Consider the following 13,047-nt stretch of genomic DNA (forward strand, 5'->3'; position numbering starts at 1 on the left):
GAGGCGAGGATGCCCGAGGGACGTCCTCGCCCGAAGCCCGAAGCCCGAAGCCCGAAGAAGACGTTCGATCCCCGGGGGGACCATGCGGCTTGTCGTGACGGTGCACGACGACGAGAACGGTACGGGCGACACGGCGGGCGCCGCCGCGGAACTCAGGACGTGGCTGACGGACGTGCCCCGGCTCAGGGGACGCGTCGACCGTGCCGAACAGGACGACCGCGCAGAACGGGACGGCGGCGCCCCGGCGCGGACGATGGGGCCGGCCGTCGACGCGCTGGTGGCGGTCCTGGAGCCCGGCGGTGTCGCCGCGGTCTTCGCGGGAGCGCTGGTGGCGTGGCTGCAGACCCGCCGCAGCAGCCACACGATCAGCGTGACCCGGCCCGACGGCACCCGGATCACCCTGTCCTCCCGCCAGGCCCGCGCGCTGAGCCCGCAGGAGGCGGCCGACCTGGCCGAGCGCCTGGCACGCCCGCCGGCGGACGGAACCCGGCAGGACGACGGCGACCAGGACGACGGTGACGGAGACACCCGGGACGGCGACCCGTCGGACTCCCGCACGACATGACGGCCGGCGGTCTCGCCGCTCCCGGCGCGCGTGCGGTGCTGTGCGGCACCGGGAGCCACGTCCGCGGGTCGGAACTGCCCGACCTGCCCTCGGTCGACACGACGCTCGACGATCTGCGGCGCACCCTGATCGACGTGTGCGGCATGGACCCCGGGCACGTCGTGCGCGTCCCGGCCCACGCCGGGGCCGCCGAGGTGGTCGACGCGGTCGAGGAGGCGTCGGCCGCCGGCGGCGGACCTGTTCTCTTCTACTACGTCGGGCACGGACTGCTGGGCCCGCGCGACGACCTGTACCTCGCCACCCGGGACAGCCGGTCCGCCCGGCACATCGCGCGGTCCGTCTCCTACCGGACCGTCCGTGACCTGCTGGGCGCCGGAGGCAACGGCAGCCTGGTCGTCCTCGACTGCTGCTTCTCCGGCCGTGGCGGCACACCGCCGTCCGAGGGCGGAGCGCGCCGGGCCTTCGCCTCCGCCGCGCCTCGCGGCAGCTTCCTGCTCTCGTCGGCCTCGCACTACGCGCTCTCCTTCGCCCCCGAGGGCGAACCGCACACCCTGTTCACCGGCCGGCTGCTCGGCCTGCTCAACGAGGGAGACCCGGCCGGACCGCCCCTGCTGAGCGCCGACCGGCTGCACGCCGCGCTCGACGAGGCCTTCGCCGACGACGCGCGGGTCGATCCGGCCCGGCGGAGCGAGGGCACACTGGGCTCACTGGTCCTCGCCCGCAACCGCGCCTACCCGCCGCACCCCACCGGAGCCGGGAGGGCCGAGCGGCCCGCGGACCTGCCGTGCCCCTACCCGGGGCTGGAGCCGTACCGGGCGGAGGACAGCGCCCACTTCTTCGGGCGCGAGGAACTCACCGACCGGCTGATCGAACTGGTCGAGGAGATACCGGACGGCGGCCAGGCCGTTCTGGTGGGCGCCTCCGGCGCGGGCAAGTCGTCGCTGCTGCGCGCCGGTCTGCTCGCCGGACTGGAGGCCCGTACGACTTCACCCGGACCCGCACTGCTGCTGTCCGCCCCCGGACCGCACCCCTTCCGCACCCTGGCCGAGGCATGGGCGGGAGCCACCGGACGGGACGGGGACGAGGTACGGACGGAGCTGGAACGCGGTCGCTTCCCCGCCCCGTCGCACGGACGGCCCGTCTGCCGGCTGCTGGTGGTGGACCAGTTCGAGGAGGTCTTCACCCGGTGCGACGCTCCCGACGAGCGCGCCGCGTTCGTCTCCCTGCTCACCGGGGACGGACCCGGCCCGAGGCCCCGGATCGTCCTCGGTCTGCGGGCGGACCACTACGGAAGCTGCCTGGAGCATCCGGGACTCGAACGCGCGCTGGCACGGGCCCAGTTCACCGTGCCACCGCTGCACGAACGGGAGTTGCGCGCCATCGTGGAGCGCCCGGCGGCAGCCGTCGGGATGACCGTCGAACCGGGCCTGACGGACCTGCTGCTGCACGACCTCCGTGCGGGCCGCTCCGCGAGCGACACGGCGACGGCGCTGCCGTTCCTGGCCCACGCGCTGCGGGAGACATGGCGCGGGCGCAGCGGAGCCGTGCTCACCCTCGCCGGGTACCGGGCGACGGGAGGCATCTGGCAGTCGGTCGCCACCGCGACCCGGCGCGTCTACGAGTCCCTGGACGACGACGGGCGGACGATGATGCGCCGGCTGCTGCTGTGTCTGGTCCACCTCCCCCCGGACGGCGGAGCCGCCGTCCTGCGCCACCGCGTCCCGCTCGGTGCGCTGCCGCCCGGGTCGGACGCGGTCCGCGACCAGCTCGCCGGGGAACGGCTGCTGACGGTGGACCAGGACACGGCGCAGATCGCGCACGAGGCGCTGCTCCGGGCCTGGCCCCTGCTGCGCGAGTGGATCCAGGAGGACGCCGCCGTCCTGCTGCTGCGCCAGCAACTGGGCACCGCCGCCGGGGAATGGGAAGCCGCGGGCCGTGACGCCGCCTTCCTCTACCGGGGGAGCCGGCTCCAGGCGGCGGCCGAGCTCGACGACCAGGACGAACTGTCCGAACCGGAGCGTGAGTTCCTCGCGGCCGGACAGGAGGCGGCCACGAGCGAACTGCGCCGGGAGCGGCGCCGGACCACGCTGCTGAAGCGAGCCCTGGCCGCCGTGGCCGTCGCGCTGTGCCTCGCCCTCGTCGCCGCCGTCGTCGCGGTCCGGCAGCAACGCTCAGCGGAGAGGCAGCAACGCGTGGCCGCGGCCCGCGGACTGCTGGCCGAGGCGAACGGTCTCGGAACGTCCGACCCCCGTACCGCCCTGCGGCTGGGTCTCGCCGCGTACGCCCTGCGCCCCGGTGCCGACGCCCGCCGCGCGCTCTTCGACACCCTGGCCGGCAGCGCGTTCCGGGGTGCGTCCGAGGTGCCCATGACGACGACGGTCGATCCCGTACTCGCCCCCGGCGGGCGGATGCTGGCGACGACGGAAGAGAACGGCCTGACGATCTGGGACACCAGCCGTGATCCGGTTCCCCGCACCCCGCTGGCGCGGCTGGCCTGCCCGTTCCCGGAGGACGACACGGAGGAGCCCGTGGCGTTCGGCGGTCCCGGCGGCCGGATGCTCGTCGCCGTGTGCGGGGACGGTGAGGTGCGCCTGTGGGACCTCGCCGGCCTCTCGGGGGGCAGCGGGCCCCGGCCCGCGGTGACGCTCCGCGCGGAGGCAGTGCCGGACCGGACCGCCGGGCCGACCGCGCTCGCCCTGAGTCCGGACGGAAGCACGGTGGCGAGCATCGGCTGGTCCCGGTACGTCGGCGCCGGCGCGCTCGTCCTGTGGGACGTGAGCGACCCGCGCGAACCGCGACAACTCGCCGCCACGAAGCCGACGTTGCCGCTTCGGGAGTCGATGCAGAGCGACCGGGTGGCGTTCAGCCCGGACGGCCGCCTGCTGGCCACCGCCGACACCCACGGTGACCTGCGGCTGTGGGACGTCTCGGATCCCCGGGCACCCCGGCCCCGCGGCAAGGTGGAGGACGCCGGCGGGGCATTGGCGTTCCGCCCGGACGGCGATCTGCTGGCGGTGAGCGGCGACCGCGTGATCGAACTGGTCGACGTCCGCTCGCCCGGCGATCCGAAGGTCCTAGACGAACGCACGGCCCACAGCAACCTGGTCGGCTCCCTCGACTTCTCCCCGGACGGCCGGCGCCTGGCCAGCGCGGGCTGGGACAGGAGCGTCGCCCTGTGGGACGTCGCCGATCCACGGGACATGACCGACGAGGCCCGCCTGTACGGGCACTCGGGGTTCGTCCACACGACGAGGTTCGGCGCGAACGGCCGGTCGCTGGTCTCGGCGAGCTACGGCGAGGTCATCCACCGGGACCTGTCCGACGTCCACCCACCGCGTGTCCTCGACGTGCTGCCGGACGGTGACGAACTGGCGCTGGCACCGGACGGCACGACCCTGGCCGTGGCCCGGGGCGCGCGCATCGGCCTGTGGGACCTGTCCGACCCTCCCGATCCGCGAAGGCTCGCCGAGCTGGACAACCCCGTGGAGGACCGCTACGCAACCGTGGACGGCGGCACCGTCATCGGCACCGGCGACGTCCTCGCCGACATCGACTTCAGCTTCGACGGCACTCTGCTCGCGGCCATGAACCACGATCGCAAGGTCACCCTCTGGGACGTCTCCGACCCGGCCCGCCCCCGGGTCGCCGGCACGTTGAGCGGTGCCCACGAGGGCGCGGTGAACCCCACGCTCGACTTCGCCCCCGACCGTCCCCTCCTGGCCGTCAACGACCTGGAGAACGTGAGTGTCTGGGACGTCTCCGATCCCACCCTGCCCGCCCTGACCGCCTCCACCGCACCCACGTCCCTGAGGGACGTCGTCTTCGCCCCGGACGGCCGCCGACTCCTGCTGGTGGGAACCGGCCTGAGCCTCTGGGACCTGTCCACCGACAGGACCACCTCCCTGTCGGACGACACCCACTTCTACGGAGGTGGCGCGAGGGCGGCGTTCTCCCCGCACGGCGACGTGGTGGCGGCCGTCGCCGTGATCCCCTCCTTCACCGGGCAGCCCGAGGTCCGGGTGGACCTGTGGGACGCCGGAAAGGACGGTGCCGGACACGCGCCCGGCGCGACCGAGCCCATGGACACGGACCGGGCGAAATTCGCCCAACTGTCCTTTCACCCCGAGGGCCGGCTGCTGGCGGGTGCGGGGGAGGACGGCACGGTACGCCTCTGGAGCACCGCCGACCCCGAACGGCCCCACCTGGCCTACACGTTCAGCGGCCTCAGGGAAGGCGTCGACGAGGTGGTCCTGGGCGGACCGCACGGACGCACCATGATCACGACGAGTGCGGGTCTCGCCCACGTCGTCGACCTCGGCGCCTACCCCGAGACGGCGGCCGACACCCTCGGCATGGCCTGCAGGGCCGCGGGCGGCGGCCTGACCCGCGAGGAGTGGGAGGAACAGGTACCGGAGGCCGATTTCGTGGAGACGTGCCCGGCGCGTGAGTGACACCGGCAGGCGAGCGGCCCGGGGCCGGCCGCATGGGTGCGCCGTTGACGTCGTCAACGGTGTCCATTGAAACGTGGCTGGAGCGCTGTGTACCGTAGGCGGTATGCCACAGACCCCGGCCACGCCGACGAACCCGTTGGTCACCGGTTCCGAGATCGCCCGTATCGCGGGGGTCACCCGCGCCGCCGTGTCGAACTGGCGACGGCGGTACGACGACTTCCCGGCGCCGGTCGGAGGTGGCGCCAACAGTCCGCTCTTCGACCTGGCCGAGGTCCAGGCCTGGCTGGACAAGCAGAGCAAGGGCCAGGACGTCACCGACGAGGTCCAGCTCTGGCAGGTGCTGCGGGGGGCCTACGGCGACGACATCCTCGGCGGGCTCGCGGACATCGCGCACGTCCTCGCCGCCCCCGAGGGGAAGGCGCCGGCCGCGCTGCCCGACCAGGCGGTCCGGCTCGCCCGCCACATGGCCGACGGCGGTTCCGCCGCGGACGTGGTGAACGGCCTCGCCGAGCGTTTCACGGAGTCCGTACGGCGAGCGGGCTCGGACCAGGTGACCTCACCCCGAGTGGTCAGGGCCGTCCGGCACTTCGTGGGTGACGTGGCGGCCGACGCGGTGCTGTTCGATCCGGCCTGCGGAATCGGTACTCTCCTGCTCACCGTCGGCGCCGAACAGGGCGTCAGGCGATGCGGTCAGGAAGCGGACTCCCGCAGTGCGCGGTTCGCGCGGTCGCGCGCCGCCCTCGCCGGACTTTCCCGTACCGGGATCGAGCAGGGCGACTCCCTGCGCGCGGACGCGTGGCCCGACCTCAAGGCCGACCTCGTCGTCTGCGATCCGCCGGTCAGCGACACCGACTGGGGGCGGGAGGAACTCCTCCTCGACCCCCGCTGGGAGCTCGGCACGCCCTCCCGCGCGGAGGGCGAACTCGCCTGGCTCCAGCACGCCTACGCGCACACCGCGCCCGGTGGTCGTCTCATCATGGTCATGCCCGCCTCGGTGGCCTACCGCAAGGCCGGCCGCCGCATCCGGGCCGAGCTGGTCCGCCGAGGCATCCTCACCCAGGTCACCGCGCTGGCCCCTGGTACGGCCGCCGCGCACTCCCTCCCCGTGCACCTGTGGCATCTGCGCCGCCCGCGGACCCCGGACGACGCGACCACCGCCGTACGCATGGTGGACCTCACCTCCAACGACCCGGACGACCCCCTGGAGCCGCGGCCCCAGCAGATCACCGAGGTCCCCCAGATCGATCTGCTCGACGACCTGGTCGACCTCACCCCGAGCCGTCACGTCGAGGAGTCCCACCGCGACTACGTGACCGAGTACGACACCTTGCGCCAGGAGCTGACCGAACAGGTGCGGCGCCTGGCCGAACTGCTCCCCGCCCTGGTCGCCGGCGAAGGCACCGGTGCCCTGGACGGCCCGAGCGTCAGCGTCGCCGACCTGATCAGGGCCGGGCTGGTCGAGTACGCGGACCCGGAACCGGTCTCGGTCAGCGACCAGCTCGACACGGACTTCCTCCAGGGCTTCCTGCACAGCGCCGCCAACAGCCGCCGCTCCACCACCGCCAGCGGCACCTTCCGGCTCGACAGCAAGGGCGCCCGCATCCCGCAGATGGACATCACCGCACAGCGCGGCTACGGGGCCGCGTTCCACGCGCTGAGGGAGTTCGAGGAGCGGTCGCGGAGGGTGGCGGAACTCAGCCGGCAGATCGCGGCACTGGCACGGGACGGCCTCGGCAACGGTGCCCTGAAACCCGACGCCTGACGCCTCTGTCGAAAACGTGTACGCGCATCCCCCGGGTGTCTGGCACCATGAGTCGCTGCACCGATGTGTCTTCACGCGGGTCGAGCGTCCTACCGAAGGGGATTCCATGGCGGACTGGATCTACATCCTCAATCCGCGCAGGGACACGCTGGACGGGGAACCGTCCGACAAGGAGACGATGCTCCGACTCGCCGAGGAGGAACCGGAGCTGGAGCTCTGGCTCAGCCGCCGCAACCGCATGGAGCCGGGCGACCGCCTCTGGTTCTTCTTCGCCCAGCCCGAGTCGGCGGTCGCCGCGATGGCCGAGGTCGACGACAGACCCCGCCCGGACGACGAGGACCCCGACATCCCCTACGTGGTCCCCGTGACCCTGGTGACCGAGGCGACGAAGGCGCTGTACCGCGACCCGGTGAGCCGCGAGGAGCTGGGCCTGGGGCAGGTGCGGTCGGTCCAGAAGGTGAAACCGGAGGCCCTGCCGGTACTGCTGGCGCGAGCGGGGCTGTAGGCGGCGCGGCGGCACCCGTCAGGGGAGCCGGGTGACGGTAGGGCCACCTGTGACGCGGAGAAGGGCCGGCTTCTCCGCGTCGGTGCCGGACGTCTCGCGCAGGTCACGCACGGGACGATCGAGCCCGGGGCCCTCGGGGTACGGGGACACCGCCCCCTTGAGGTCGGCGACGATCGACGCGGCGAAGGCGTCGGGCCCTCGTTCGGGCCGGGTTCCGCCCGGCGGCCGGAAGCACCGTGTACTCGACGAGCAAGCCGGCCGACATCCGCCGACGTCGTCCTCGGCGGCATCGAGGCGCCGACCGGTTCCCACGTCGACCGCGGCCGCGTGGACCGCTCGCCGGAGGAGTCGTACGACCCCGGCGTGAACGCGAGCTCCGGGAAGTCCCGGAACGCCTCACCGCCGTACACCGGCAACGGACTCGGCGGCGTCCGGTGTCCGATGAGGTGGATCCGGACGCATCGTCGTGACCGTCCGTGGGAAGGGCAGTTCCGACGCCCTTGCGCGTCCAGCCCGGTCGAACCGCCCGTACAGCGACGAACCGCACCCCAGGGAGCCGCCTTGTCAGCGACCACGACCGCCGTCCTGCCCCTCCGGTCCAGAGCCCTGCTCGTCCTCGCCACGGTCCTCGCCACCCTCGCGCCGGCCGCGCCGGCGGTGGCCGCCGACGCGCACCGTTCCCCGAAGCCGCGCGGCGCCGAGGTCGTCGCGGTCACCCAGGTCGCCGACCGGCAGGTCGACCTGTCGGTGAAGTCGGCGGCCCTGGGCGGCCGTACGGTCGAGGTCCGCCTGCTCACCCCCGACGGCTGGAACCCCGACGACCGGCGCCGGCACTGGCCGACCCTGTGGCTCCTGCACGGCTGCTGCGGCGACTACACCTCGTGGACCGCCATGACCGACGTCGCGGAGACGGACAGCCTGCGCGACGTACTGGTCGTCATGCCGGAGGCCGGCTGGAACGGCTGGTACAGCGACTGGTGGAACCACGGCGAGGGCGGCGACCCCGCGTGGGAGACCTTCCACACGGCCGAGCTGCGGCACCTCCTCGAGCGCGACTGGGGCGCCGGCCGGGACCGCGTCGTCGCCGGTCTGTCGATGGGAGGCCAGGGCGCCCTGCTCTACGCCGCCCGGCACCCCGGCATGTTCAAGGCGACCGCCGCGTACTCCGGCTCCGCCCACCCGCTCCTGAACGACGAGTCGGTCGACCGCATCCTGGGGTTCTTCGCCGGCCAGGGCGACGACCCGCTGCGCGTCTGGGGCGACCCGGTCGCGCAACGCCGCATCTGGCAGGCCCACGACCCGTTCCACCTGGCCGAGCGGCTCAAGTCGGTCCCCGTGTACCTGTCCTGCGGCGACGGCACCACCGGCCCCCTGGACGCACCCGGCGGCACCAGCGCCCTCGAGGCCGACTTCAACCGGCAGAACCACGCCCTCGCCGCCGAGCTGAAACGCGTGGGCGCGAAGCACGTGACCACCCACTTCTACGGCCCGGGAACCCACACCTGGGCGTACTGGGAACGCGAGTTGCACGCCTCACTGCCGATGCTGCTGGGCGCCCTGCACGTCGACGACTGAGTGCCGGCATGCCGCGGGGCTGCTTCCGGAAAGGGGTTCAGCAGGTCAGATCGCCGGAATCCGTGGGTTCGTTCCTGCCCGTGGACAGGGAGACCTGCTTGACCTCGCCGGTGTAGGGGCCGACGGCGCCGTCGGCGGTGGCTCCGTCGGAGTAGTGGACGGCGTGCGCCCACGGTTCGGCGTTCTCCTTGAGGCCGGCGACGACGTCCTCGAGGTCCTGGCTCTGGATGTTGAGGTTGAGGCAGCCGCCCTCCAGGTACGACCAGTCGGGGTTCGTGCCTTCCGTCTCGTCCTCGGCCACCGCGTCGATGGGGAGCAGGGAGAGCGCGGCGTCCTGCGCCCGCTCCTCGCCGACCGGTTCCGCGAACACGACGTCCACGCTGATGAGGTGCTTCTTCAACTGCTCGGCCGGCGGCACGGTGGCGCAGACGACGGCGTCGTCCGACAGGCGGTAGGCGACCGGGTCCCCGATGGGCTGTCCCGTCTGGGCCGCGCACTCCTCGGACCACGACACGCGCCGGTACCGCGTGTCCCACCAGGACACCGGCGAGGCCAGGCCCCGCCCTCCCTTCGCGTCCTCCTCGGGGCCGCCGAGGGACTGCTTCGGCAGCGGCGCCTCCTTGTAGGGCGCGACGTGCGGGCAGAACTCCTCACGCAGGAAGTCCGCCATCGCCGCGGCCTGTTCCTCGGTCCCGCCCGAGCTCACGTCCGAGGCCTGGATCCCCTCCCACGTGCGGTGCCCGACGGCCACATCGCGGCACGTGCCGACCTGGACGGTCGCGAGCTGCTGCCGTTCCTCCAGGCTCGTCTCGACACCCTCACCCAGGCCGTAGCCGTTGGCGTCACCCACCTCGCCCAGACGGTTCACGAGCGCGTCGTCGACCTTCGCCGAGCGGAGGAAGTCGGCGAGTGATGTGTCGTCCTCCGGTTCCGTCGGTTCGTCGTCCGGTCCGGGTGTCTCCTGCTCCGCCTCGGTGGCCGAAGCGACGGGTGGCTCGGACGATTCGTCGTCGGATCCGCATCCGACGAGCGTGAGGGCCGAGACGATCAACAGGGCGACGGGGGCGAGGTGACGAGGGCGAGGGCGGGACATGATGCCGGACTCCGGGACGCGGGGGTGGACGGAAGCCATGACGGCCGCGGAGTCACGGTCCCTCCTGGAGCGCAGGCCGCGGTGGCAGCGTTGCTGCCGGGAGGAGATCTTGATGTCGACTAGAGAATGAAGCATGCCTGTTGGCGATGTCAACACACAGGATTCCTGCTCCGGTTCGACGAGTTCATCCGCGTTCGCGGAGGTATGCCTCCAGTTCGGCGGCCCCGCTCAGCATCGCCCGTCCGCGGGCGGACAGCCGGCCGTGCCAGTCGCGCAGGGTGCCCTCCAGCGGCTCCAGTCCGCCGGCCGTCCGCACCTGCGCGATCAGCGGGGCGATCTGCTCCAGCAGGTGGCCACCGCGCCTGAGTTGGTGGACCAGCCGGGCGTCGCGTACGTCGGCCTCGTCGTAGACGCGGTAACCGGTCAGCGGATCGCGGCGCGGGCGCACGAGCCCGGCCCCCTCCCACTTGCGCAGCGTCGCGGGCCGGATGCCGAGCTCCTCGGCCAGCGGCCCGATGAACGTACGGCGGGGGCGGGACACCGTGGTGTCCGCGTGGGGCGAGAGGTCACGGAGGGCCCTCTCCACGGCCCGGAGTGTCTCCCGGTCGCGGAGCAGTTGGGCGTGGCTCTCGTCGATCAGACGGAACGCCTCGTCGGCCGCGCCCTCGTTCACGGCCCGCATGATCGCCGTCGCCGTCCGGTGACCGTGGCCGGGCACCAGGGCGAGGAACGCGCGCAGGGCCCGCGCGTGCAGCGGGGTGTAGGTCCGGTAGCCGTGGGCCGTGCGGCCGGCGGCAGGGAGGATGCCGGCCTCCTCGTAGTTCCTGACGGCCTGCGTGGACAGACCGTGCCGTCGTGCCAGGTCGATCGGCCTGAGCTTCTCACCGCTTTGAAGGTTCTGTCCCATGCGGCGGACGATATCGCGCCCAAGTTTCCACCGAAAGTTCAACGATACCGTTGAAGGTATGGCAACCGACATCACGGACATCGCCCATGCCGTCGAGGCCGCGGCCGTCATGAAGCTGCTTCCGGCCCGCCCGCGACTCCTCGCCCTGGGCGAGCCCACCCACGGCGAGGACACTCTGCTCGGCCTGCGCAACGAGCTCTTCCGGCAGCTCGTCGAGCAGGAGGGCTACCGGACGATCGCGATCGAGAGCGACTGCGTGAGGGGCCTGGTCGTGGACGCCTACGTCACGTCGGGCACGGGCACCCTCGACGAGGTCATGGAGCGCGGATTCAGCCACGAGTGGGGAGCGTTCCCGGGCAACCGCGAACTCGTCCGCTGGATGCGGGCGTACAACGAGGACCGGCCCGCGTCCGAGCGGCTCCGCTTCGCCGGCTTCGACGGCCCGCTGGAGATCACCGGAGCCGCGAGCCCCCGGCAGTCCCTCACCGCACTCCACGACCACCTCGCGGCCCACGTCGACGCGGACCTGCTGCCCTGCACCGCGGAAACCCTCGACCGCCTGCTCGGCGCCGACGAGCCGTGGACGGACCAGGCCGTGATGACGGACCCGTCCCGGTCCGTGGGCCGCTCGGCCGAGGCCAAGGAGCTGCGGCTGCTCGCCGACGACCTGGTGGCGCTGCTCGACACACAGACGCCGCACCTGATCACCGCGACCTCGCGGGACGACCGGGACCGTGCGCGCCTGTACGGCCGCACCGCCACCGGCCTGCTGCGCTACCACTCCTGGACGGCCGACACCTCACCGGCCCGCATGACGCGGCTGCTGGCCACACGGGACGGGATGATGGCCGGCAACCTCCTCGCCCTCGCCGACCGGGGCCCGGCACTCGTCCACGCCCACAACAGCCACCTCCAGCGGGACAAGAGCACGATGCGCATGTGGGACCACCCGCTGCTGGAGTGGTGGAGCGCCGGCGCGCTCGTCAGCGCCCGACTCGGCGAGCGGTACGCCTTCCTGGCCACGGCCCTCGGCACGATCCACCACCACGGAGTGGACACCCCGCCCCCGGACACCCTCGAAGGACTCCTGTACGCCCTCCCGGAGGACCGCTGCGTCATCGACGCCCCCCGACTGGCCACCGCCCTCGCCGACACGCGCCCCGCTCCCCGGGTGTCCCCGTACTTCGGCTACGCCCCGTTCGACCCGGCCCACCTGCCCCGGACCGACGGGGTCGTGTACGTCAGGGATGTCCCGCGGGGCTAGGGTCTGTGCGACAGGGGAGCCGAGGGGGAGTGACAGGCGTGCTGCTGGGTCTGGGTCTGTTCGTGGTCTGTGCCGTCGCCGCGGTCGTCGCCGCGACGGGGGTCGTCGCGATGGCGCTCCCCGGTCGGCCCCAGCCCTGGTCGACGCGGCTGCTGCGCCGTGCGGCGGCAGCGGCCGCGTGGGCGGCCGCGGCCGTCTACTCCCTCGGATTCTTCTCCGTTCTGGCGTCGGAGCAGGCGTTCGGCGACGGCGCGGACTCGATCCCGGCCCCGGCCTGCCGTGACGGCTTCGACGAGGAGACCAAGCAGGGCCTCTCCCACCACCGGTCCTCGTACCTGCCGCTCCGCTTCGACTGCGTCCGCCACGACGGCTCCGTCTACTCCAGTGACCCCGGCTACGTGTGGATGAACGGGGCGACCGCGTCCCTCGCCCTGGCCGCCGCCCTGCTCGTCATCGGCGCCGGCTTCGCGACCGGGTTCCGTGCCCGGAAGACCGCGGTGGTGTCATGACGCTGCTCCCGGTCTTCGTCGGGCTCGTGGTCGGCTGGGTCGCGCTGCGCGGGCTGCTGGCGCATCCACTGCTGCCGCTGTGGGCGCGGACCGCGGTGTTCTGGGCGGTGCCGCTCGGCGCCCTCACCTGGTTCGTGATCATGACGGCGGACGACGCCTTCCTCTTCCCGGAGACCGCTCCCTGTCCCAGGGAACCGATGCAGAAGGGCATCCTCGGGAGCGGGGAGGTCTCGGGAATCTCCACCCCGTTCCCGCCGCGCGCCTACTGCCGATGGGAGGACGGCACCGTCTACGACCTCGCGCCCGGCGCCGAGTTCCTGTTCTGGGTCTTCTTCGCCCTGACGGTCGTACCGCTCGCGGCGGGACTGTGGCACGCCCTGCGGGAGCCGAAGTCGCTTCTGCGCCGGACGCGTTGA

The 13,047-nt window shown here is 73.0% G+C and carries 10 protein-coding genes; 8 read left to right on the forward strand and 2 right to left on the reverse strand.

Translation table 11 applies throughout. The features are described 5' to 3' along the window. Positions 1–82 precede the first annotated feature (82 nt). From AMK33_RS04665 to AMK33_RS04685, 5 genes are all read left to right on the forward strand, one after another. Positions 83–565, forward strand: a complete 483-nt coding sequence (locus AMK33_RS04665) for an effector-associated constant component EACC1 (protein WP_143203803.1) — start codon at positions 83–85, stop codon at positions 563–565. Next, positions 562–5,016, forward strand: a complete 4,455-nt coding sequence (locus AMK33_RS04670) for a caspase, EACC1-associated type (RefSeq protein ID WP_073931365.1) — start codon at positions 562–564, stop codon at positions 5,014–5,016. The genes AMK33_RS04665 and AMK33_RS04670 overlap by 4 nt, the downstream gene beginning before the upstream one ends. 103 nt (positions 5,017–5,119) lie before the next feature. After that, positions 5,120–6,778 carry an N-6 DNA methylase gene (locus AMK33_RS04675; RefSeq protein WP_073931366.1) on the forward strand — a complete coding sequence of 553 codons (1,659 nt, stop codon included), beginning with the start codon at positions 5,120–5,122 and terminating at the stop codon, positions 6,776–6,778. A gap of 106 nt (positions 6,779–6,884) precedes the next feature. After that, on the forward strand, positions 6,885–7,283 hold the full coding sequence (locus tag AMK33_RS04680; protein ID WP_073931367.1) for a hypothetical protein: 399 nt from the start codon (positions 6,885–6,887) through the stop codon (positions 7,281–7,283). 561 nt (positions 7,284–7,844) lie between these two features. Beyond that, positions 7,845–8,858, forward strand: a complete 1,014-nt coding sequence (locus AMK33_RS04685) for an alpha/beta hydrolase (RefSeq protein WP_073931368.1) — start codon at positions 7,845–7,847, stop codon at positions 8,856–8,858. A gap of 37 nt (positions 8,859–8,895) precedes the next feature. On the opposite strand, the gene AMK33_RS04690 is transcribed toward AMK33_RS04685, so the two are convergent. Next, positions 8,896–10,086, reverse strand: coding sequence for a hypothetical protein (locus AMK33_RS04690; RefSeq protein WP_143203804.1), 1,191 nt, complete (start codon positions 10,084–10,086; stop codon positions 8,896–8,898). A 49-nt stretch (positions 10,087–10,135) separates the two neighbouring features. Then, positions 10,136–10,858 carry a TioE family transcriptional regulator gene (locus tag AMK33_RS04695; protein WP_073931370.1) on the reverse strand — a complete coding sequence of 241 codons (723 nt, stop codon included), beginning with the start codon at positions 10,856–10,858 and terminating at the stop codon, positions 10,136–10,138. Positions 10,859–10,916: 58 nt separating this feature from the next. Between AMK33_RS04695 and AMK33_RS04700 the strand changes: the two genes are divergently transcribed. The 3 genes from AMK33_RS04700 to AMK33_RS04710 are packed head-to-tail and all read left to right on the forward strand — an operon-like array spanning position 10,917 to position 13,047. Then, positions 10,917–12,122, forward strand: a complete 1,206-nt coding sequence (locus tag AMK33_RS04700) for an erythromycin esterase family protein (RefSeq protein WP_073931371.1) — start codon at positions 10,917–10,919, stop codon at positions 12,120–12,122. A gap of 38 nt (positions 12,123–12,160) precedes the next feature. Continuing rightward, the gene (locus tag AMK33_RS04705) at positions 12,161–12,631 is read left to right on the forward strand and encodes a hypothetical protein (protein ID WP_073931372.1); all 471 of its coding nucleotides are present in this window, start codon (positions 12,161–12,163) and stop codon (positions 12,629–12,631) included. Next, positions 12,628–13,047 carry a hypothetical protein gene (locus AMK33_RS04710; protein ID WP_073931373.1) on the forward strand — a complete coding sequence of 140 codons (420 nt, stop codon included), beginning with the start codon at positions 12,628–12,630 and terminating at the stop codon, positions 13,045–13,047. The genes AMK33_RS04705 and AMK33_RS04710 overlap by 4 nt, the downstream gene beginning before the upstream one ends.

It is taken from the genome of Streptomyces sp. CB02400 (assembly GCF_001905725.1).
GTDB classification, from domain to species: Bacteria; Actinomycetota; Actinomycetes; order Streptomycetales; family Streptomycetaceae; genus Streptomyces; species Streptomyces atrovirens.